Source organism: Pseudomonas sp. R4-15 (assembly GCF_055768815.1).
The window spans coordinates 3,831,927-3,854,839 of the sequence record NZ_CM147293.1 but is presented as its reverse complement, the minus strand read 5'-3'; the positions used below and the strand labels follow the sequence as shown (position 1 = coordinate 3,854,839).

General features: G+C 62.4%; 17 protein-coding genes, 1 tRNA gene and 1 pseudogene. 7 read left to right on the top strand and 12 right to left on the bottom strand.

The genetic code is table 11. From position 1 onward, the window contains the following. Positions 1-124 precede the first annotated feature (124 nt). The 5 genes and pseudogenes from ACYRGX_RS18585 (at position 125) to ACYRGX_RS18565 (ending at position 2,514) form a co-directional block, all read left to right on the top strand. Positions 125-754: a glycoside hydrolase family 19 protein gene (locus ACYRGX_RS18585; protein ID WP_473053919.1), complete on the top strand. Its 630-nt coding sequence runs from the start codon at positions 125-127 to the stop codon at positions 752-754. Continuing rightward, positions 751-1,236: a hypothetical protein gene (locus tag ACYRGX_RS18580; protein ID WP_473053918.1), complete on the top strand. Its 486-nt coding sequence runs from the start codon at positions 751-753 to the stop codon at positions 1,234-1,236. The genes ACYRGX_RS18585 and ACYRGX_RS18580 overlap by 4 nt, the downstream gene beginning before the upstream one ends. Beyond that, positions 1,157-1,333 (top strand): annotated as a pseudogene (locus ACYRGX_RS18575) (hypothetical protein); the annotation flags it as partial. The gene ACYRGX_RS18580 and the pseudogene ACYRGX_RS18575, both read left to right, overlap by 80 nt. Positions 1,334-1,478: 145 nt before the next feature. Beyond that, a complete protein-coding gene (locus tag ACYRGX_RS18570) occupies positions 1,479-2,282 on the top strand; it encodes a DNA adenine methylase (protein ID WP_473053917.1) in 804 nt (267 codons plus the stop codon). Between the two features lie 58 nt (positions 2,283-2,340). Next, complete coding sequence (locus ACYRGX_RS18565; protein ID WP_473053916.1) at positions 2,341-2,514, top strand: hypothetical protein; 174 nt, start codon at positions 2,341-2,343, stop codon at positions 2,512-2,514. Between the two features lie 46 nt (positions 2,515-2,560). Here the strand turns inward: ACYRGX_RS18565 and ACYRGX_RS18560 are convergent, their stop codons facing one another. The 10 genes from ACYRGX_RS18560 to ACYRGX_RS18515 form a co-directional block, all read right to left on the bottom strand. Next, complete coding sequence (locus tag ACYRGX_RS18560) at positions 2,561-2,959, bottom strand: hypothetical protein (RefSeq protein ID WP_473053915.1); 399 nt, start codon at positions 2,957-2,959, stop codon at positions 2,561-2,563. Between the two features lie 48 nt (positions 2,960-3,007). After that, a complete protein-coding gene (locus ACYRGX_RS18555; RefSeq protein WP_473053914.1) occupies positions 3,008-3,196 on the bottom strand; it encodes a hypothetical protein in 189 nt (62 codons plus the stop codon). Between the two features lie 28 nt (positions 3,197-3,224). Continuing rightward, on the bottom strand, positions 3,225-3,449 hold the full coding sequence (locus ACYRGX_RS18550; protein ID WP_473053913.1) for a hypothetical protein: 225 nt from the start codon (positions 3,447-3,449) through the stop codon (positions 3,225-3,227). Between the two features lie 138 nt (positions 3,450-3,587). Further along, the gene (locus tag ACYRGX_RS18545; RefSeq protein ID WP_473053912.1) at positions 3,588-4,034 is read right to left on the bottom strand and encodes a hypothetical protein; all 447 of its coding nucleotides are present in this window, start codon (positions 4,032-4,034) and stop codon (positions 3,588-3,590) included. Then, a complete protein-coding gene (locus ACYRGX_RS18540; protein WP_473053911.1) occupies positions 4,027-4,446 on the bottom strand; it encodes a hypothetical protein in 420 nt (139 codons plus the stop codon). Before ACYRGX_RS18540 ends, ACYRGX_RS18545 begins: the two co-directional genes overlap by 8 nt. Positions 4,447-4,549: 103 nt before the next feature. Beyond that, a complete protein-coding gene (locus ACYRGX_RS18535) occupies positions 4,550-4,780 on the bottom strand; it encodes a hypothetical protein (protein ID WP_473053910.1) in 231 nt (76 codons plus the stop codon). A gap of 96 nt (positions 4,781-4,876) precedes the next feature. Beyond that, positions 4,877-5,632, bottom strand: coding sequence for a hypothetical protein (locus ACYRGX_RS18530; protein WP_473053909.1), 756 nt, complete (start codon positions 5,630-5,632; stop codon positions 4,877-4,879). Positions 5,633-5,791: 159 nt separating this feature from the next. Continuing rightward, positions 5,792-5,865 (bottom strand) — tRNA-Gly (locus ACYRGX_RS18525). A 53-nt stretch (positions 5,866-5,918) separates the two neighbouring features. Next, positions 5,919-6,608 carry a pseudouridine synthase gene (locus ACYRGX_RS18520; RefSeq protein WP_473053908.1) on the bottom strand — a complete coding sequence of 230 codons (690 nt, stop codon included), beginning with the start codon at positions 6,606-6,608 and terminating at the stop codon, positions 5,919-5,921. Further along, positions 6,598-6,810: a cysteine-rich CWC family protein gene (locus ACYRGX_RS18515; RefSeq protein WP_473053907.1), complete on the bottom strand. Its 213-nt coding sequence runs from the start codon at positions 6,808-6,810 to the stop codon at positions 6,598-6,600. Before ACYRGX_RS18515 ends, ACYRGX_RS18520 begins: the two co-directional genes overlap by 11 nt. Positions 6,811-7,110: 300 nt before the next feature. On the opposite strand from ACYRGX_RS18515, the gene lapG reads away from it, so the two are divergent. Together lapG and lapD are read left to right on the top strand one after the other, a co-directional pair. After that, positions 7,111-7,797 carry a cysteine protease LapG gene (lapG, locus tag ACYRGX_RS18510; RefSeq protein WP_473053906.1) on the top strand — a complete coding sequence of 229 codons (687 nt, stop codon included), beginning with the start codon at positions 7,111-7,113 and terminating at the stop codon, positions 7,795-7,797. 8 nt (positions 7,798-7,805) lie between these two features. Next, positions 7,806-9,752, top strand: coding sequence for a cyclic di-GMP receptor LapD (lapD, locus tag ACYRGX_RS18505; RefSeq protein WP_473053905.1), 1,947 nt, complete (start codon positions 7,806-7,808; stop codon positions 9,750-9,752). 7 nt (positions 9,753-9,759) lie between these two features. Here lapD and ACYRGX_RS18500 read toward each other — a convergent pair whose 3' ends face one another. Continuing rightward, positions 9,760-10,086 (bottom strand): tryptophan synthase subunit beta, encoded by a 327-nt coding sequence (locus ACYRGX_RS18500; RefSeq protein ID WP_473053904.1) that lies wholly within the window; start codon positions 10,084-10,086, stop codon positions 9,760-9,762. A gap of 82 nt (positions 10,087-10,168) precedes the next feature. Next, positions 10,169-22,867: a retention module-containing protein gene (locus ACYRGX_RS18495; protein ID WP_473053903.1), complete on the bottom strand. Its 12,699-nt coding sequence runs from the start codon at positions 22,865-22,867 to the stop codon at positions 10,169-10,171. Positions 22,868-22,913 lie beyond the last annotated feature (46 nt).

Here is a 22,913-nt window from a genome sequence, read left to right as displayed (position 1 = left end):
CTGAATATGAGCGAGCGTGCAAATGCTACCGACTAGCTGAAGAGTGCAAGGACGCGTTGTCGTCCTGATCTCATACCTTAAACAGCCCGGCTATCCGCCGGGCTTTTTTATGCCCGGAGAAAGCATGGCTCTCACAGAGCAGCAACTGCTGCGCATCCTTCCCAGCGCCCGCCATGTCGCGGGCGTTTTTGTTCCTGCACTCAACGCGGCGATGGCTCGGTACCGCATTGACACCCGGGCCCGACAGGCCGCGTTCCTGGCGCAGATCGGCCACGAGTCCGCCCAGCTCACGCGACTGGTTGAGAACCTCAACTACAGCGCCGAGGGCCTGGCGCGCACCTGGCCGCATCGCTATCGAGGATCGGACGGTGCGCCTAATGCTGTGGCGCGGCGCCTCGCGCGGCAGCCCGAAGCGATCGCAAACAACGCCTACGCGAGCCGAAACGGCAACGGCCCCGAGTCCAGCGGCGACGGCTGGCGTTTCCGTGGTCGCGGCGCGATCCAGACCACGGGGCGCGCCAACTACGCCGCCACGGCCGACGCCCTTGGCCTGCCGCTGCTCAATCACCCCGAGCTGCTCGAGCAGCCGGAGCACGCTGCGATGGCCGCCGCCTGGTACTGGCAGGCGCACGGTCTCAACGAGCTGGCCGACCGGGATGATTTCAAGGGAATCACCCTGCGCATCAACGGGGGCACGGTCGGGCTGGATGACCGGCTCGCACTGCGCACCCGGGCCGTCGAGGTGCTGGCATGAGCCTCGCGACGCTCATCCCCGCGCAGTACCGCCTCGCCGCCCTGGCCGGCGCCGGCGTCCTGCTGCTCGCCGTCGGCGCCGGCCTCACCTGGTGGGGCCTCGCCCCGCGCATCGACCTCCAGGCCCAGCGAGCGGACACGGCAGAGCAGGGCAGGGCAGACGCCCAGGCGATGATCGAGCTACAGGCCGGCGTGCTCGCTGAGCAGCAACGAACGCTGGGCCGGCTGGCCGACGTCGACCGCGCCATCCAGCAGCTCGGCCAGCAGATCAGCAGCAATCAATCTGCCCAGGCTCGGGCCTTTCAGGAGCTGAAACGCAATGACCAAACTGTCGCTGATTACCTGCGCGGCGCTGTGCCTCCTGCTCTCGGCCGGCTGTACGCGCGACCCGAAACCACAGACCCCGCCGCCTACCGCACCCCGGATGCAGTGCAGCCTGGTGCCGTGCCTGCTGCCAGCGCGGCCGGCACTTCAAACAAATGACGACTGGCGCCAGGCCCTCGACGACACCGAGGGCGCGCTTCAGCAGTGCGCCCTGCAGACGCTCCGCTGCATCAACGTGCAGCGCGAGCAGCAATAGAAGGGGCGACGGGCCCAGGTGCGCCAACACCTAAACCCGACGCCAGACCCGCAGACCATACCTGCAAGCCCAGCCCAGGCCCCTGCCTCGTGCACGAAGCGCGGGGAGCCTAACACCTGTTTATTCATACAGTAAAGGCTTGCAAATGACCCAGCCCGTTATCCCCTGGCAGGGCGGCAAACGCCGCCTGGCCGACCGCCTCATCCCGCTGTTCCCCTCCCACGAGTGCTACGTCGAGGCCTTCGCCGGCGGCGCCGCACTGTTCTTCCTGCGCCCTCAGCCCGCCCGCGTCGAGGTGTTGAACGACATCAACGGCGACCTGGTGGCGCTCTACCGCGTCATTCAAAACCACCCCGAAGAGTTCGTCCGGCAGTTCAAGTGGGTGCTCTCCAGCCGGCAGCATTTCGACTGGCAGAAGGTCACCCGCCCGGAAACCCTGACCGATATCCAGCGCGCCGCCAGGTTCTTCTACCTGCAGCACCACGCGTTCGGCGGCAAGGTCTCGGGGCAGACCTTCGGCACGGCGACCACCGGCCCGGCCCCGAACATCATGCGCATCGAAGAGAACCTCTCGGCCGCCTGGCAGCGGCTTTCCGGCGTCTACGTCGAGCACCTGCCCTGGCTGGAATGCGCGCAGCGCTACGACCGCCCCCACACGTTCCACTACATGGACCCGCCGTACTGGCAGACCGAGGGCTACGGCGTCGATTTCCCCTTCGACCAGTACCTGGCCATGGCCGAGTTCATGCGCTCATGCCAGGGCCGCGTGATGGTCAGCATCAACGACCACCCCGAGATCCGCCGCGCCTTCGAGGGTTTCCACATCGAGCGGATGGACATCCGCTACAGCTGCACCAACCAGCGCCAGGCCAAGGCCGAAACCACCGGCGAGTTGATCATCATGAACTGGGAACCGGCCTCGCTCGGCGGGCTGTTCGATGGCCTCTGATTCGCTTGCTATGGGCCGGCAACAGAGCGTCAATGGTCCTACCGAAAAGGAGATCACCATGAACGCGATAGAGCACCTGCAACCCCTCCCGACTGAAATTCTGCTGGCCATTGCGCGCGGGGAGGTCGACGCCCAGGCGCTGGCCGCCCAGCTCATCGCCGGGCGTGGGCTGGACCGGGAAGGGCGGTGGGTTGGTTTTGAGGGGGCCGAGAAGGCTTGGCGAGGGGCATAACCCCCGCCAGGCCGACGATCGGTAGGCCTGTTTTCAGCTGCGGGAGTCACCGACTCTCGCGCTGTTCCCGCCACCACTGTTCGACGGCCTCGATCGCCGCCACTTCCTGCACGTATGTCAGCCCTGCGAGCTTGCCGTGCATCGCTTTCGGGTCAACGTCCCACTTCTCGGCAATGCCGTCCTCGAGCGAATCTTCCCAGCCCATCTGCAGGCTTCCGCGGATCACGCTGGCGGGCTCGCTCAGGGTGCCGTTGAGCATGTCGCGCAGGGCATTCCACTCGGCCTCGCTGAACAGCTTCTCGACGCGCTCGCGGCGCAGGATCTCGGCGAAGCGATCGCCGATGACGTTCACCCGCTTGCTCGTTGTGATACCCGATTCATCGCCGGTCACGCCGATGATTGCTTCGAGCTGCGGGCCGATGTGGATGCCGGCTTTCTTGGCCATGTAGGTGCTCCAATTGAGAGCCCCGGCGCTGGGCCGGGGCAGTTGGGTTTATTGGCCGATGCCCAGGTCGCCGTACCAGACCACGCTGGTATTCGGCCATCCCAGCAGCGCCGCCGGTTCTGGCTGCTCATCGTCCCGGAAGTGATATTCCAGCATCTGCTGCTCGCTGTCCCAGTCCTCTACGCCGTGGTAGCTGACGAGCCCGGATTCGGTGCGGGAGTAAATAGCAATTTTCATGTCGATCTCCTCACTTGGCCGTTACGGGTTATTCAGCGTCGCGAGCAACGATCTGGAAATCGCCCATGAATTCGCCCGTGCCGACCTGGGTGCCGACGAGCAGGGAGGTTTCATCCCAGGACCAGATGCAGTCGGTGTTCAGCGGTTCTTCGCCGCCAAAAGTAGGCAGGGAGGTCAGGTCGATGGATTCGAGTTCGTCAGCGCTCAGGGCGCGGAGGTTGGCGAGCAGGTCTTTCAGGCTGGTGGCGTTCATGGTGTTTCCCTCTGTGCATGCCGTGCGGAATTGCCGGCTTCTTCAGTGGCGGGTGCTTTGCGCTTCCCGTTGAGTTAACTATAGGTGCACCATTGGTGCACCTTCAAGGGGTTTACCCTGTACCCGACGAACGGTCAGTCACCCTTCTGAATGTTTGTATTCGCTCAGGACGGCATAGATCAGCGTGACCAGCTCCGCCGGTGTCGGCTCGGTGCGCTTGCCCTTGCTGGTGGCGCAGATCCCGTCGATGCGGGAGCGGGTGGTGGGCAGCCCGCTGGCGGTCATTGCATCCGCGATCTCGCGATAGTCCCAGCCGTCATGGCGCAGCAGCAGGCCGATCGCGCGCGCCACGTCGCTGCCGTTGCATTCGGGCACCTCGGGATCAGGCCAGGGTGTGCGCCGGCCCGTTGCTGGGCGAACGGTCTGCAGGTGGCGGCCATCTTTTTCGAGGACCGCACTGCCGCCATGGTGTGCCGAATCGCGATCAGTCGTCGCGCGTGCCCAGGCTGCCTGGGCGCGCGGCGGCCAGTCTGTTTCGCAGATCAGTTCGCCGTTGAGCAGGACGCGGTAAAGAGGCTTATTCATCGGAGGCGCTCAGGCGACGGCGGTAGGCGATAGCGTCCCGCGTTTCAGTGTGGCACGCGCTCACGATGTCTGGCCGATTGCTGTAGATCCAGCCCCGCATTTTGTCGATGGCCTGCTGTTCGGTTCTAAAGCAGTACACGCCGGCCCAGGATTTGCGCACCAGTTTGAGTATACGGCCCCCGCGAAATTGGAATTTCGGGAATCGAGGGTCTATGACCGGCACGCCTTGGCGATAGTTGACACCGACAACGGCATATTCATCGTCGGTATCGGGCCGCGGGCCGTGATCGTTTGAGCCCAGCATTTCCTCAACAAAATCGACGCTCCAGCGGCCTGTTTGCGGGTCGGCGCGGGTTTCGATGAAAGACAGCAGGCGCGCTTCTACTTCGTTCAGATAGGCGTGGTCAGCCATGGTGAGTCTCCTGAGTTCTGGGCTGCCTGCTCGGCAGTGAACGTATGCCACCGGCGTGGCGCTGCCTGTTCGGCAGTAGCGGGGCTTTCGCCCCGCGGGAGATTCAAGCGGTGTAGAAGGTGAACCCGTTATGCTCGCGACGGATCAGCGAGTCAAGCTCCATGCGCTCTGCGCGCTTGAAGTTGGCCTGGCTGCGAGTGAGTTTGTAGGTCCGACGGTTGACCGGGGCGCCGTCGGTGGTGACATCGCCGGCGATCTCGATTTCACGAACGTCAGCGTCAGCGTCAACGGTGAAAAGGATGTCGTTCTGGGCGTTGATAACGAGTGCTTTCATGATGGTTCTCCTGGTCTCTGGGCTGCCTACTCGGCAGTGAGTGGGTCGCTTTGCGCTTCCCGTTGATAGTTATTATAGGTGCACCCATGGTGCACCTCAAGAGGCGCGCGAGTTTGCCGACGAACGGCATGATTGATCCGTCGATGCCTTGATCGCTTTTGCCAGTGCACCAGTCCCCTCGCATGGGCAGTTATAGACGTCGACGCACGTGCATGTCACCCACTGAGCAAACCGCACCCGCCGCTCAAGCCATTTCGCCCGCTCGATATCCCCCGCCTCCCGCACCGCTTCCAGCAACGCGACCGCTGCGAGGAACTCGTCCAGGTCGTCGATCACCGGCACCTCCCGCCCTTCGATGCGCACCGTCTCCGGTACCAGCGCATATTCCCGCCCGTCACTCCCCGTCATTCGCTGATCAACGATGCACGCAATCGGCTCTGGCGTGCTCCGGTTGAGCAGCGCTAGTCCATCGCATGTGATCTCTACGCTGGCGTCCTGCTGCAGCGAGCCCTGGTCGACGCCAGCGGCTGGGTAGTAGTGCGCCGCCATCAGCCTCCCCACGCGATCGCCGCCCACCCGCACCACGCCGTAGGTGCCGTTCCGCTGGTAGATCCTGCACACGGTCTCTCGATGCTCGATCGCGTGATCCCGCCCGGCCGCGGCCAGCTCGACCAAGTCGTGATGCTCGAGCGCATCGACCAGGCCCAGCTGCAGCAGCTGGTCTGCCATCCGGGCGAGGATCTCGTAGTAGTACTCCGGCCAGTTCAGCCGCTCGCGATCGTCAGCAAGCAGTCGCTGCCAGTTCGGCAGGCTCGGCACGGTAGGATCGGGGAGGGGGTTGATGCGGCCCATCGGGCTACCTTTGCTGTATTTATATACAGCATGCAGCCTTTGGGACGTGGCCGCCAAGCGTCGGGCGACGGGTGATAGTTGGTGACAGCGGCAATAGGGAAACTGCGACCGAAACTGTCACCAATAAAAAAGCCCCGCAGAGCGGGGCCTTGTAAACACTGGAGCGGGCGAAGGGAATCGAACCCTCGTCATGAGCTTGGGAAGCTCAGGTAATGCCATTATACGACGCCCGCTCAGCAGGCCGTCTTTGTACCAGAATAACGCCATGATTTGAAGTGTCGATTGATCAGAAACTAGCTATCTCTTCGTCCGTGAGAGCTCGGTAGCTCCCTTCGGGAAGATCCTCCAGGGCAAGGGATCCAATGCGCTCACGGTGTAGGCTGAGTACACGATTGCGAAAGTGCCCGAACATCCGCTTGACCTGATGGTAACGCCCCTCATGCAGAGTCAGGCGGGCCTGGTGACTACCGAGCAGTTCCAATTGGGCCGGTAAAGTCGTTAAGTCTTCATAGGCGAAGTACAGCCCTTGCGCGAAGCGCTCGACATAGCGGTGATCAAGCGGCTGCTCGACCTCGACCAGATAGACCTTCGGCTGCTTGCTGGCCGGCAGGGTTAGTCTTCTGGACCACTCTCCGTCATTGGTCATCAGCAGTAGCCCTGTGGTGTTCAGGTCCAGGCGCCCTGCCAAGTGCAGGTCCTGCTGAAGCTTGCGAGGGATCAACTCGAAGACGCACCGATGCTCGTCGTGCTGATTGGCACTGACATAGCCCGCAGGTTTGTTGAGCATCAGATAACAGCGGGGCAGGCCTATCTGCAAAGTCCGCTCGTCTACTTGAACCTGTTCAAAGCGGCTGATCTGCCGGGTGCCGTCCCTCTGGACCAGTCCGTCCACACGAACCCTCCCTGTCTGCAGTCGTATGCGTACATCCGGGCGTCCCAGCATGCCCAGGTGGCCCACCAGCCGATCAAGGCGCATGATCGCTGCTCCTCAGCGGGGAGGCACACTTAGGGCAAATGCATGATTGCCTGCGTTCGGCCTCCGGAATCCGCTCCAGAACGCGAGCCTCTATTTGCGCCGTAAAACACCAGCAAGGTCGATCCGCTGTCTCCGGGGAGGCCAGCGTACAGTGATTGGCAGCGCCGCAGAGCGGGCAGTGACTCACGTCCTTTTTAGTCATGATCAGGCTCTAAGCGGTGAGAGCTACATGCTAATGCCGGACTCTATGCTGGTCACGTCTGAAACGGTTCGAGGAGCGAACCAGGAGGCAGGGGTGGCAGGTTCGAACCGACATTCTTGGCCCAGATCGGTGCGACTAGAGCGATCAGCTCGGCGCCTGAATCGCTGGCGGTATTTCGCGACATACCCAATTGGGGGCACGAGGTTCGAGTGCTGGAATGGAGCCCATGCAGGCAATGAGCTATTGTCTTTCCTGGTATGACCCCGCAACATCACCACTCCCAGACACGACGACGAGCCCATGGCTGGACTTCTCCCCCTGCGCGGCATCTGGCGTGTAGCGCTGGCGGCTCTGCTGCTCGGCGGTGCGCTATCGGTGTATTCGCAGAGTTGGGATTTTTCGCGAATCCTGCAGCGTGCCGAGCAGCTCTATGGCCCACTCGGCGCTGGCCGTGAGCGCATAGGCGGTTGGCAGCGCATGCTGGCTGACAGCAGCGCCATGAACGAGCGGCAGAAGCTGGACAAGGTCAATGCCTTCTTCAATGCGCAGTTGCGCTTCGAGGATGATCGCCGCATCTGGCGTCAGGAGGACTACTGGGCCACGCCGGTGGAGTCCCTTATGAAGGGCGCCGGTGACTGCGAAGACTATGCGTTAGCCAAGTATTTCAGTTTGCGCCAACTCGGCGTTCCCTCTAGCCGCCTGCGAATTACCTATGTCAAGGCACTGCGCCTCAATCAGGCGCACATGGTGCTTACCTACTACGAAACGCCGAATTCGGTTCCGCTGGTTCTGGACAATTTGATCAGCGAGATTCGTCCAGCCAGCCAGCGTCAGGATCTGTTGCCCGTTTATGCCTTCAACGGCGAAGGTCTCTGGCTTTCAGGAAAAGGGAATCAGCCCGTGGGGGACAGCAAGCGTCTTTCCCGCTGGCAGGATGTATTGAAGAAAATGGCCGCCGAGGGGTTCCCGGCCAATGCGGCCCCATAGGAGAAGCAATGTCCCTGTTCAAACAGCTGTTGCTCGCCATCTGCCTGTTTCTGGTGGTGGCGTTCGGAGGCAGTTTCCTGGTTGGGCTGGAGGCCTCCCGTGGTCAATATGCCAATCAGTTGCGAGCCCATGCCCAGGACGCGGCGACAGCGTTGGGCTTGTCACTGACACCGCACGTGGACGACCCGGCGATGATGGAACTGATGGTCAGCTCCATCTTCGACAGTGGCTACTATGCGAGCATCCGCGTGGTGGATATCGCCAGTGGGGAAATATTGGTCGATCGTAGCGGCGTCCCTGTAGATGTTGACGTACCGGGATGGTTCGTCTCGCTGATCGATCTGCGGCCCGAGGCGGGGGAGGCCATCGTCAGCCGTGGTTGGGAGCAAGCGGCGCGCGTCGAGGTGGTGAGCCATCCATTGTTCGCCGTGAAACGCTTGTGGAACGAGGCGTTGGGTAGCCTGGCGTGGCTGTTGCTCTGTGGATTGTTCAGCGCTGTGGTCGGAGCCTTGCTCCTGCGTAGGCAGTTGCGCCCCCTGGATTACCTGGTAGGGCAGGCTCAAGCGATCGCGCGCCGCGAGTTCCTCAGCCTGCGTGATCTGCCACGTACGCCTGAATTGCGGCGTGTGGTATTGGCGATGAACCTGATGGTGGAGAAGCTCAAGGCGCTGTTCGAGGAACAGGCTGCTCGCAGCGAACAGTTACGTGCGGAGGCTTATCAGGATTCACTCACGGGTCTGGCCAACCGGCGGGCGTTCGAAATGCAGCTGGCTAGCCGTCTAGCGGCCGAGGAGCAGGCCAGTCACGGCTACTTGCTGCTGCTAAGGGTCAACGATCTAGCCGGTTTGAACCAGCGTTGTGGGGGGCAGCACGCCGATGCCCTGTTGCGCTCGCTGGCCAAGACCCTGCAGCAGCAGGCGCACGCGTTTGGTCAGAACGACGCGTTGGCCTCGCGCTCTCGCGGGGGTGAGTTTGCTCTGCTCTTGCCGGGTTTGACGCGAGATGAAGCATCGCAAATGGTTCAATCGCTACGTCAGAGTCTGGCGACTCTCTATGCCACCGGTGCGAGTGACGTCGAGCCCGTGGCCTTCGTTGGACTGGCACCCTTTACCTCCGGCGGCGAGCCCATGGCGCTGCTGCGCCAGGCCGACGAGGCGCTGGTGCTGGCGGAGAGCAATACTAGCGAAGGCTGGGGCTGTATCGAGCAGGCGACGGCGGGGGTTCCCGACGAATCGAACGTCTGGCATGAGTTACTCGATGAGGCGCTCAGTGAGAGGCGCTTCAAGCTCTATGTGCAGCCTGTCGTGGCTGCGGCGGATACTGCCCGCGTGCTACACCTCAAAGTGCTTTCGCGTTTGGAGCGGGGTGACGGCCAGACTATTGCTGCGGGGCAGTTCCTGCCCTGGATAGAGCGTTTTGGCTGGTCTTCCCGGCTGGACTTGGTAATGCTCGAGCAGACGCTGCTACATCTGGATGCGCGAGCTGGGCAGAAGGTCGCCTTGAGCCTTTCTGCGGCGACGCTATCGGAGCCGACGATGCTGGAGCGGGTATACGAGCTCCTGCGCCGTCACCGGAGTTGCGCCGGTCGGCTCACCATCGAGATTCAGGAGGGCGGCTTGCCGGCCCAGGCTGTTCTGGAATCGATCAACGTGCGTCTACGCGAGCTGGGCTATGCCCTCAGCCTGCAGCACTTTGGCGGGCGTTTCAGTCTGATCGGTAACCTCGCGCGCCTGGGGCTGGCCTGGTTGAAGATCGACGCCAGCTACATTCGCGACATCGACAAGGAAAACGACAAGCGTCTGTTCATCGAGGCGATGCAGCGAGCCGCTTCGAGCATCGACCTACCGCTTATTGCCGAGAGTGTAGAAAGCGAAGGCGAGCTCAGGGTGTTGCGTGAGATGGGAGTACAGGGCGTGCAGGGACGTGGTTTCGGTGAGCCCGATATCTGGCGCTGAGCAACCTTTAAATCAGTCCCTGTTCATCCTCGTTGATCAGGCGCGTTAGGCCTCCCAGGCTCTCGCGTGCCTGGTGACGGCTAGAGAGCTTTTGCTGGGCGGCCGGTGGTAGGTCGGTAATCCGCAGTACGCCTTTGCGCATTAGCACGTCAATTAAGTCTTCCAGTACCCGGATCATGTCCAGGTCGCTTTGCTTCAACTGCAGCAGGCTGCGCTGTTCGTGCCAGGCCACCAGCTCGTCATCGCTCGCATCGAGCTCCTCGGTCATATCCGTGAAGGGCTCCTGCTCGACGCGGATGATTCGATTCTGGGTGTCGCGTTGAATGTAGGGCATTGGAGGCTTCCAGCGCAGTCATCATAAAAAATGCCCTGCTCCCGTAAGAGAGCAGGGCATCATCATCGCCCGGCCAGAGGCCTTAGTCGACCTTCAGTGCGTGACTTTCGATCAGACTGTTGATGGCGTCGGAGGAGGTCATGCCCGAAGGCATGGAATTGCCTTGCAGGGTGATGGTTACATCCGCGCTGCCGCTGGTGGACGGATCGCTGGTGAACTCCCCGGCAGTGCTGACCTGCAGCGTCTCGGTGCCGTTGACGTTGATCAACCTCAGGAACTGGTCGAGGTTGTCTCCATCCTGCATCGAGTGCAGCAGTCCGGATAGATCGATCTGATCGCCTTCACTCGCATTGAAGTCGGTGATCACATCGTTGCCCAGATCTCCTGCTTCCCACTTGAAGACATCCGCGCCGGCGCCGCCGGTGAGAATGTCGTCGCCGGGACCACCGATCAGGATGTCATTGCCGTCACCGCCATAGAGCAGGTCATTACCCGCGCCGCCGATCAGGGTGTCGTTGCCGCCCTGGCCGTAGAGGATGTCGTTGCCATCTCCGCCGGTTAGAACGTCATCGCCATCATTGGCGCTGGATACATCAAATACGGCGCTATTAGCCGTGATGTAGGCATGCACATCCTGAGTGGAAACGCTGTTGGCCTCGGTACCGGTTTGCTGGGCGACGAAGGCCTGAAGCGCCTGGAAGCCTTCTCCGTCAATGCCGTCGAAGCTGATGCTGTCGCCGAACAGGATGTCGCTACCGCTATCGCCGTTGAGGGTGTCGTCGCCGTGGGCAGCTGTCGTGGTACCACCCAGGATGGTTGCGGCGAGGTTGCTGGGATCGATATTCGCCTGGACGACTCCGTCGGAGTCGAACTTGGCCAGTTGCGAACTATCGAGCGAGTCGCCGATACCGATGGCATGCACATCGACCGAGGACAGCAGGCCAAAGGCTGCAAGAGCCTGAGCCATGCTGGTGGTGAGGTTGTCACCGCTAGCGCGGCCGTTCCCGTTGATGGTTGAGAACTCGTAGGTACCGTCACCTTGGGCGCGGATCAGGCCTATGGCTTTGCTGGTCCAGCCGTTCCAGCCTTCAGACCATTTGTAGACCACGCCGTCCTTATCGATGACGGTACGTGCCCTGCCATCAATATTGACCGTCGTGTTTTGCCCAGCTACATAGGCATTGTCTACAGTGATGCTGGTGGTGGCGCCAAATCTATTGCTCGCAACCACGACGGTTTCCGACTCGTTACTCTGATAGGCAGTCGGCTCGCCGTCTGTGATGAAGTAAGCCAAGTTAGTGCCGCTGTTCGAGGCCACCGTTGCGCTATTGAACCAGTTGGCAGCCGCCTTGAACGCATCCTCGTAGTTCGTATAGCCGCCCGACGTCATACTCTTGAGCTCACTGACCAGCGTGCTCAATGCATTGGCTGAAGACAGATCGACACTGACGCTCGACTGCACCTGGCTGTCGAAGTCGGAGAGGTAGACGTTGACCGTGCCTGCGTTGGCCGTGCTTGCGCTCGATTGCAGCGTTTCGAACACCTGGGTGAGCTGATCGACCATTTTCGCCAGCGACTTGTCTCCGATACTGCCCGAGGAATCCACGATGAAGGCGATGTTGTAGTTCTCGCCGGGCACCATCTGCAGGCTACTAACGTCTCCGATGATGATGTCGTTGGCACTGTCGCCGGCAAGGTTATCGTCGCCGCCGGTCCCCGTGGTGACCTCGTAGCGCTCGCTGGTGAGTTGCAGGGTCAGGGTGGCGCTAGAGGTATCGCCATCCTTGTCCACCAACGTATAGCTGAAGCTCGATGTGGCGCTTCCTGATTCGGCGAGCAATGCACGTCCCGCATCACTGAGGGTGAAGCTGTAGCTGCCATCGGATGCGACAGTGAGCGTGCCATAGTCATTGGTGATGGTGCCGTGGGTCACGGTGCCGGTGCCGCTGGACCACTCGACATGATCCAGACCATCGGCACCGGCCTCGCTGGCAACGCTGCCGGAGACAACGCTGGACGACCCGGTGTAGTCGATCGAACCGTAGATACTGTAGGTGTTACTGGCGTTTTCGGTCGTGTTGATGGTGTTTACGATATTGCCGCCGGCATCCATGAAGCCTTGCAGATGGAAGGTGTAATCGGTTCCGGAAATCGAAACCGTAACGTCCTGCGCCGGCAGGCTGATGATATCGGCCGATGCGGCAGGGTCGCTGCCATTGGGCGTTTCGGTATGGTCGAGCAGAACGTCGAAGGTAACGGTGGTCTTCTGACCGTTGACCAGGATGTCCAGGGACATCGTCAGCGTCACCTTGTCGAGCGAGGCTACATCACCAGAGATGCTCTGGTTGTCGTGGGTGAACTCACCGAGCTTGATGAGGGTGCCGACTTCTACCGAGGTACCCGAGTTGCTGCTGTAAAGCGAGTTATCGACCAGCGTATAGCTGGAGCCTTTGTGGCTGCCATCCACGCCCCACTCCACCTTGTCGGCATAATTGTCGCTGTCGGTGTTGTAGGTCTTGCTGCCCGAAGTGCTGCCTTTGGCTTCGTACTTCGGATTGACGAAGCCCGCCTGCAGGTTGCTGATCACCAGCGTATCGCTGGTGATCTTGACCTCTTGCACGATGTCACTGGCCGCCGGACTATCGTCCTCGATGGCAACCGTCAGGTTCGCAGTAGAGCTTGTGCTGCCATCGCTGACGGTGACCGGTACGCTGATCGACAGGACATCCTCGACAGTGGCGTCCGGATGGTCCAGAGCCGCCTGCAGATCGACCCGGTAATGGCCCTCGTCATCGATGCTGATGGTGAGCACCGTCGTCTTTCCTGCGCTGCCGGTCAGCGTGTGTCCGTCCGCAGACAGCGCCCAGGTGATGGGAACGCCGCCAGAGGTTAGCGTGGCCGTCGGCTTGGACAGGGTGACGGCGAGGGTATCTCCGTTCACATCGCTGACCTTCACTTGCCCGGTATACGTCGTGCTGTCCGTCGTATCGCTGGTGCCGGAGGTATCTGCAATGCCACCACTCAGCCCCTCTTCGGAGACCGTCGCGGTACCATCGATTTCGATATCCGGTGCGGAGTTGACCTCGACGTGGAAGCTACCGTTGGTGGAGTCACCATCAGCATCTGTGACGGTAAAGCCGAGGTCGATGATGTTGTCGTGACCGTCTTCCAGTTGCTGGTACTGGTAGAACTCCCAATGACCTGTGGCTGGAGTGAGCTGGACGGTGAAGACCAGCGCTCCATCGGCGTCCACGCCCGTCACGGTGTTACCGTTCTCGGAGACGGTAACGGTAACCGCTTTGCCCGCCGCCGTCGTGAGGCTGTCGGTGGTGCCGGTTAACACGACGTCGCCAGCACCATCGGCGCCGTACTCAAAGGCCAATTGACCTTGGGCATAAGCGACCGCCTGCGGCGTGTCGGTGCCCAGGAACGTGGCACTGGTCACTGTGAAGTCGCTGTTATCTTTGGTGTTGAACCCGTTGCCGTTGCTGGTGGCTTCAAGCACGACTGTATCGAAGCCGCCTTCTACGACTTCGAAGTTGGCCGCGTAGTTGCCGCTATTGGCATCCGAGCTGAACTCCTGGGTCGCGACCAATACACCGTCGCGGTAGAAGTAGGCGATACCGGTTTCGAGCTCACCGCCGTACATCTGCGCAAACTCGAGTTGCAGGCCGTAGGCCACCTTGCCATCGGTCAGGCTCAGCGTGAGCTGCTCCGACGCAGCAGTACCATCGGCCAACACGCGATAGTCCACTTCATTAGGCAGCGTGTGGTAGGGGTTAGCGTTGCTGGCAACCCCAATACCCGTGTTGCTCTGGTTGATGCCTGCTGCAACAAGGGAAAGATCCGTCGCGCTGGTGAAACCCTGGCCTGTTGCGAGAACTGCGCCGCCGGCGAATGTCATGCCCGATGTGCCAGAGGTGCCGCCGTTCCCCGTGAAGCTGACCTTGCCGGTGTAGACGTCAGGAATGTCTACGCTGGTGGTGCTCACGGCATCGCTGACGGATGCGCTCGGGGAGTCGTCTTCGACATTGACCGACAACTGTGCCGTGGCACTGCTGGTGCCGTCGCTGACGGTGACCGGAATGCCGACGCTGACGACGTCCTCGACGGTGATGTCCGGGTGATCGACGGGGGCCAGCAGCGTGACTTGATAGTTGCCGGCATCATCGATGGTGACCGTCATCACGGTATCTTGGCCGGCAGAACCAGTGAGCGTGTGTCCGTCTGCAGACAGTGACCAGGTAATGGTGGTGCCGTTGGAGGAAAGGGATGCCGCTGGCAGACCAAGGCTTACGGTCAGTGCATCTCCATCCGCGTCACTAACCTTCATCTGTCCGGTGATGACCGTGGCATCGGTGGTATCGGACGTACCTTCGCTATCTGCCACGCCGCCGATTAAGCCCTCTTCGGAGACGGCGACAGTCGCATCGCCATCGACGAAGATCGGAGCGCTCTTATCGAAGATCACACCCTCGCCAGAGTCAGTGCTGGAGAGCAAGGTGCCATTATCCGAGGCGCCCGAAAGGGTTGCCTGCAGAGTAAGCAGTTCGTCGCCCTCGAAGACGCCATCCTTGACGGTCGCGACGTCGATGCTGATACCCGTCGTGACGCCCGCCGGCAATTCGAAGCTGTACTCACCCTGCGCATTGGCGGTGAGGGTGGTGGTCACACCACCGATGGTGACGGTTACAGTACCGATGTCATCGGCTTCGACCTGGCCACCCAGGGTAAAGGTGACAGTGGTCGGGGCATCGACGGCATGGTCCAGGGACACGGCGAAGGAGGCGACGCCACCTTCGCTGATGCGTCCGGCATCACCCACGGTGAGGGTCGGGGTGTCGTTGTCACCCGGAATGTCCGGACCATTGGGATCTTCCGGATCCGGTACGTCGGTGCCGTCGTCGACGATGGTGGCCGTACCGGAATCGCTGAGGTTCAGCGCGGTGCCGTTATCGGTGGTACCGGTGAGCGTGGCATCCAGCACCAGCTGCTCGTTGCCTTCGAAGACGCTGTCGTTGACGGTGGTGACATCGATGGTCACACCATCGGTGACGCCCGCCGGCAGCTCGAAGCTATAGGTGCCATCAGCTGCAGCCGTCAGCGTGGTGGTCACGCCACCAATGGTGACGGTGACAGTACCGATGTCATCAGCCTCGACCTGGCCACCCAGAGTGAAGGTGACGGTAGTCGGTGCATCGACGGCATGATCCAGGGACACGGCGAAGGAAGCGACGCCACCTTCGCTGATACGCCCGGCATCACCCACGGTGAGGGTCGGGGTGTCGTTGTCACCCGGAATGTCCGGACCGTTGGGGTCTTCCGGATCCGGCACGTCGGTGCCGTCGTCGACGATGGTGGCGGTGCCGGAATCGCTGAGGTTCAGCGCGGTGCCGTTATCGGTGGTACCGGTCAGCGTGGCATCCAGCACCAGCTGCTCGTTGCCTTCGAAGACGCTGTCGTTGACGGTAGTGACGTCGATGGTCACGCCATCGGTGACGCCGGCCGGCAGCTCGAAGCTATAGCTGCCATCAGCCGCCGCAGTCAGCGTGGTGGTCACGCCACCGATGGTGACGGTCACGGTGCCGATATCATCGGCCTCGACCTGGCCACCCAGGGTAAAGGTGACGGTGGTCGGGGCATCGACCGCATGGTCCAGCGACACGGCGAAGGAGGCGACGCCACCTTCGCTGATGCGCCCGGCATCACCCACGGTGAGGGTCGGGGTGTCGTTGTCACCCGGAATGTCCGGGCCGTTGGGGTCTTCCGGATCCGGCACGTCGGTGCCGTCGTCGACGATGGTGGCGGTGCCGGAATCGCTGAGGTTCAGCGCGGTGCCGTTATCGGTGGTACCGGTGAGCGTGGCATCCAGCACCAGCTGCTCGTTGCCTTCGAAGACGCTGTCGTTGACGGTGGTGACATCGATGGTCACGCCATCGGTGACGCCGGCCGGCAGTTCGAAGCTGTAGCTGCCATCAGCTGCAGCCGTCAGCGTGGTGGTCACGCCACCGATGGTGACAGTCACGGTGCCGATATCATCGGCCTCGACTTGGCCACCCAAGGTAAAGGTGACAGTGGTCGGGGCATCGACCGCGTGATCCAGGGACACGGCGAAGGAGGCGACGCCACCTTCACTGATACGCCCGGCATCGCCGACGGTGAGGGTCGGAGTGTCGTCGTCGCCCGGGATGTCCGGGCCGTTGGGATCTTCCGGATCCGGCACGTCGGTGCCGTCGTCGACGATGGTGGCGGTGCCACTGTCGGACAGATTGAGGGCGGTGCCGTTATCGGTGGTGCCGGTCAGCGTGGCATCCAGCACCAGTTGCTCGTTACCTTCGAAGACGCTGTCGTTGACGGTAGTGACGTCGATGGTCACGCCATCGGTGACGCCGGCCGGCAGCTCGAAGCTATAGCTGCCATCAGCCGCCGCAGTCAGCGTGGTGGTCACGCCACCGATGGTGACGGTCACGGTGCCGATATCATCGGCCTCGACCTGGCCACCCAGGGTAAAGGTGACGGTGGTCGGGGCATCGACCGCATGGTCCAGCGACACGGCGAAGGAGGCGACGCCACCTTCGCTGATGCGCCCGGCATCACCCACGGTGAGGGTCGGGGTGTCGTTGTCACCCGGAATGTCCGGACCGTTGGGGTCTTCCGGATCCGGCACGTCGGTGCCGTCGTCGACGATGGTGGCGGTGCCGGAATCGCTGAGGTTCAGCGCGGTGCCGTTATCGGTGGTACCGGTGAGCGTGGCATCCAGCACCAGCTGCTCGTTGCCTTCGAAGACGCTGTCGTTGACGGTGGTGACATCGATGGTCACGCCATCGGTGACGCCGGCCGGCAGTTCGAAGCTGTAGCTGCCATCAGCCGCCGCAGTCAGCGTGGTGGTCACACCACCGATGGTGACGGTTACAGTACCGATGTCATCGGCTTCGACCTGGCCACCCAGGGTAAAGGTGACAGTGGTCGGGGCATCGACGGCATGGTCCAGGGACACGGCGAAGGAGGCGACGCCACCTTCGCTGATGCGTCCGGCATCACCCACGGTGAGGGTCGGGGTGTCGTTGTCGCCCGGGATGTCGGGACCGTTGGGATCTTCCGGATCCGGTACGTCGGTGCCGTCGTCGACGATGGTGGCGGTGCCGGAATCGCTGAGGTTCAGCGCGGTGCCGTTATCGGTGGTACCGGTGAGCGTGGCATCCAGCACCAGCTGCTCGTTGCCTTCGAAGACGCTGTCGTTGACGGTGGTGACATCGATGGTCACACCATCGGTGACGCCCGCCGGCAGCTCGAAGCTATAGGTGCCATCAGCTGCAGCCGTCAGCGTGGTGGTCACGCCACCAATGGTGACGGTGACAGTACCGATGTCATCAGCCTCGACCTGGCCACCCAGAGTGAAGGTGACGGTAGTCGGTGCATCGACGGCATGATCCAGGGACACGGCGAAGGAAGCGACGCCACCTTCGCTGATACGCCCGGCATCACCCACGGTGAGGGTCGGGGTGTCGTTGTCACCCGGAATGTCCGGACCGTTGGGGTCTTCCGGATCCGGCACGTCGGTGCCGTCGTCGACGATGGTGGCGGTGCCGGAATCGCTGAGGTTCAGCGCGGTGCCGTTATCGGTGGTACCGGTCAGCGTGGCATCCAGCACCAGCTGCTCGTTGCCTTCGAAGACGCTGTCGTTGACGGTAGTGACGTCGATGGTCACGCCATCGGTGACGCCGGCCGGCAGCTCGAAGCTATAGCTGCCATCAGCCGCCGCAGTCAGCGTGGTGGTCACACCACCGATGGTGACGGTTACAGTACCGATGTCATCGGCTTCGACCTGGCCACCCAGGGTAAAGGTGACAGTGGTCGGGGCATCGACGGCATGGTCCAGGGACACGGCGAAGGAGGCGACGCCACCTTCGCTGATGCGTCCGGCATCACCCACGGTGAGGGTCGGGGTGTCGTTGTCACCCGGAATGTCCGGACCGTTGGGATCTTCCGGATCCGGTACGTCGGTGCCGTCGTCGACGATGGTGGCCGTACCGGAATCGCTGAGGTTCAGCGCGGTGCCGTTATCGGTGGTACCGGTGAGCGTGGCATCCAGCACCAGCTGCTCGTTGCCTTCGAAGACGCTGTCGTTGACGGTGGTGACATCGATGGTCACACCATCGGTGACGCCCGCCGGCAGCTCGAAGCTATAGGTGCCATCAGCTGCAGCCGTCAGCGTGGTGGTCACGCCACCAATGGTGACGGTGACAGTACCGATGTCATCAGCCTCGACCTGGCCACCCAGAGTGAAGGTGACAGTGGTCGGGGCATCGACGGCATGGTCCAGGGACACGGCGAAGGAGGCGACGCCACCTTCGCTGATGCGTCCGGCATCACCCACGGTGAGGGTCGGGGTGTCGTTGTCACCCGGAATGTCCGGACCGTTGGGATCTTCCGGATCCGGTACGTCGGTGCCGTCGTCGACGATGGTGGCCGTACCGGAATCGCTGAGGTTCAGCGCGGTGCCGTTATCGGTGGTACCGGTGAGCGTGGCATCCAGCACCAGCTGCTCGTTGCCTTCGAAGACGCTGTCGTTGACGGTGGTGACATCGATGGTCACACCATCGGTGACGCCCGCCGGCAGCTCGAAGCTATAGGTGCCATCAGCTGCAGCCGTCAGCGTGGTGGTCACGCCACCAATGGTGACGGTGACAGTACCGATGTCATCAGCCTCGACCTGGCCACCCAGAGTGAAGGTGACGGTAGTCGGTGCATCGACGGCATGATCCAGGGACACGGCGAAGGAAGCGACGCCACCTTCGCTGATGCGTCCGGCATCACCCACGGTGAGGGTCGGGGTGTCGTTGTCACCCGGAATGTCCGGACCGTTGGGATCTTCCGGATCCGGTACGTCGGTGCCGTCGTCGACGATGGTGGCCGTACCGGAATCGCTGAGGTTCAGCGCGGTGCCGTTATCGGTGGTACCGGTGAGCGTGGCATCCAGCACCAGCTGCTCGTTGCCTTCGAAGACGCTGTCGTTGACGGTGGTGACATCGATGGTCACACCATCGGTGACGCCCGCCGGCAGCTCGAAGCTATAGGTGCCATCAGCTGCAGCCGTCAGCGTGGTGGTCACGCCACCAATGGTGACGGTGACAGTACCGATGTCATCAGCCTCGACCTGGCCACCCAGAGTGAAGGTGACAGTGGTCGGGGCATCGACGGCATGGTCCAGGGACACGGCGAAGGAGGCGACGCCACCTTCGCTGATGCGTCCGGCATCACCCACGGTGAGGGTCGGGGTGTCGTTGTCACCCGGAATGTCCGGACCGTTGGGATCTTCCGGATCCGGTACGTCGGTGCCGTCGTCGACGATGGTGGCCGTACCGGAATCGCTGAGGTTCAGCGCGGTGCCGTTATCGGTGGTACCGGTGAGCGTGGCATCCAGCACCAGCTGCTCGTTGCCTTCGAAGACGCTGTCGTTGACGGTGGTGACATCGATGGTCACACCATCGGTGACGCCCGCCGGCAGCTCGAAGCTATAGGTGCCATCAGCTGCAGCCGTCAGCGTGGTGGTCACGCCACCAATGGTGACGGTGACAGTACCGATGTCATCAGCCTCGACCTGGCCACCCAGAGTGAAGGTGACGGTAGTCGGTGCATCGACGGCATGATCCAGGGACACGGCGAAGGAAGCGACGCCACCTTCGCTGATACGCCCGGCATCACCCACGGTGAGGGTCGGGGTGTCGTTGTCACCCGGAATGTCCGGACCGTTGGGGTCTTCCGGATCCGGCACGTCGGTGCCGTCGTCGACGATGGTGGCGGTGCCGGAATCGCTGAGGTTCAGCGCGGTGCCGTTATCGGTGGTACCGGTCAGCGTGGCATCCAGCACCAGCTGCTCGTTGCCTTCGAAGACGCTGTCGTTGACGGTAGTGACGTCGATGGTCACGCCATCGGTGACGCCGGCCGGCAGCTCGAAGCTATAGCTGCCATCAGCCGCCGCAGTCAGCGTGGTGGTCACGCCACCGATGGTGACGGTCACGGTGCCGATATCATCGGCCTCGACCTGGCCACCCAGGGTAAAGGTGACGGTGGTCGGGGCATCGACCGCATGGTCCAGCGACACGGCGAAGGAGGCGACGCCACCTTCGCTGATGCGCCCGGCATCACCCACGGTGAGGGTCGGGGTGTCGTTGTCACCCGGAATGTCCGGGCCGTTGGGGTCTTCCGGATCCGGCACGTCGGTGCCGTCGTCGACGATGGTGGCGGTGCCGGAATCGCTGAGGTTCAGCGCGGTGCCGTTATCGGTGGTACCGGTGAGCGTGGCATCCAGCACCAGCTGCTCGTTGCCTTCGAAGACGCTGTCGTTGACGGTGGTGACATCGATGGTCACGCCATCGGTGACGCCGGCCGGCAGTTCGAAGCTGTAGCTGCCATCAGCTGCAGCCGTCAGCGTGGTGGTCACGCCACCGATGGTGACAGTCACGGTGCCGATATCATCGGCCTCGACTTGGCCACCCAAGGTAAAGGTGACAGTGGTCGGGGCATCGACCGCGTGATCCAGGGACACGGCGAAGGAGGCGACGCCACCTTCACTGATACGCCCGGCATCGCCGACGGTGAGGGTCGGAGTGTCGTCGTCGCCCGGGATGTCCGGGCCGTTGGGATCTTCCGGATCCGGCACGTCGGTGCCGTCGTCGACGATGGTGGCGGTGCCACTGTCGGACAGATTGAGGGCGGTGCCGTTATCGGTGGTGCCGGTCAGCGTGGCATCCAGCACCAGTTGCTCGTTACCTTCGAAGACGCTGTCGTTGACGGTGGTGACGTCGATGGTCACACCATCGGTGACGCCGGCCGGCAGTTCGAAGCTGTACTCACCCTGCGCATTGGCGGTAAGGGTGGTGGTCACACCACCGATGGTGACGGTCACGGTGCCGATGTCATCGGCCTCGACCTGGCCACCCAGAGTGAAGGTGACAGTAGTCGGGGCATCGACGGCATGGTCCAGGGAGACGGCGAAGGAGGCCACACCCCCTTCACTGATACGCCCAGCATCACCCACGGTGAGGGTCGGGGTGTCGTCGTCGCCCGGGATGTCGGGACCGTTGGGGTCTTCCGGATCCGGTACGTCGGTGCCGTCGTCAACGATGGTGGCCGTACCGGAATCGCTGAGGTTCAGCGCAGTGCCGTTGTCGGTGGTACCGGTCAGCGTGGCGTCGAGCACCAGCTGCTCGTTGCCTTCGAAGACGCTGTCGTTGACGGTGGTGACATCGATGGTCACGCCATCGGTAACGCCGGCCGGCAGTTCGAAGCTATAGCTGCCATCAGCTGCAGCCGTCAGCGTGGTAGTCACACCCCCGATGGTGACGGTGACAGTGCCGATGTCATCGGCCTCGACCTGACCACCCAGAGTGAAGGTGACGGTAGTCGGTGCATCGACGGCATGGTCCAGCGACACGGCGAAGGAGGCGACGCCACCTTCGCTGATGCGCCCGGCATCACCCACGGTGAGGGTCGGGGTGTCGTCGTCGCCTGGGATGTCGGGACCGTTGGGGTCTTCCGGATCGGGGACGTCGGTGCCGTCGTCGACGATGGTGGCGGTGCCACTGTCGGTGATGCCGTCGGGAAGCTCCACGCCGCTGGCGGTGCTACCGCTGAGAGTGGCAGTGAGTACCAGGGATTCATTGCCCTCGAACACGGTGTCGTTGGTCGTTGCAACGTCGACCGATACGCTCTGGACACCTGCCGGCAGTTCGAAGCTGTAGCTGCCATCCGCATTGGCCGTCAGTGTCGTGGTGGTGCCGTCGATGGTGACGGTGACCTCGCCAATATCATCCGTTTCGATTTCACCACCGAGGGTGAAGGTGACGGTGGTTGGGGCATCGATGGGACTATCGACAGCAATAGCGAACGACGCGGTACCGCCCTCGCTGATACGGCCAGGGTCGGAAACGCTGATGCCCAGGCTTTCGTTATCCAGAATGGAGCCCGTAGCGGTCTGCCCGCCTACGCTGAGCGGAACCGTCTCGCTAGATTCGTAAAGCGCATCATCGACAGTGGGCAGGGTGATGGTGAAGCTGCTCACGCCGGCCGGGACAGTCAGGGTACCGCTGATCGCGTCATACGTGACGCCGTTGGTAAAGCTCAGCTGATCGCTCGAGTAGTCCGCGCTGGACGCGGTGCCGCCACCGAAAGAGAAGGCGTAGGTAGTACTCTCCGTGGTCGCCCCGCTGAGCTGAACCTCATAGACCAGCGAACTGCCCTCGGTCACTTCGCCGGCGGTGACGCCCGCGACGGTGATCGGGTCGGGTTCGGTGGTCAGGATCTGTGTGGGTTCTTCGATTTCCCCGGCTGCGACGGCGGCCGACTCGAAGGTGTCAGTCGGGTAGCCGATCGTCGGATCGACACTATTGGCGGTTTCGTCAAGCACGACAAACGTATGCCCACCGCCTGCTGCTCCCGGCGTTCCACCCGCTCCCGGGGCTGCCGGGCCCGCAGCGGTGGCCTCCAGGGCCTGGGTCGGGTCGAGCCCCGCAGCGATGGCTTGCTGCAGATCCTCGACAGACGCAGCCTGATCACTGGCCGTGGTGGTATCGCTGGTGCCGGCTGCTTCGCTCCATTGGGTGTCTCGCCCCAGGTCGAGCGTGCGGCCATCATCGAGTTGAAGGGTTACAGCGCCCTCGGGGCCTGTGACTACGGTTTCGCTGTCGAGGACTCGGTCCCCTTCGACCAGAATGCGGCGAAATCCTTCCGCCGAAACGGCCATGACTTGGCCTATGACTGTCTTGACGATGGCGGTCATGTAACTCTCCTTGGGCGGGGCGCCGCACGCATGTCGCGAGAAATAC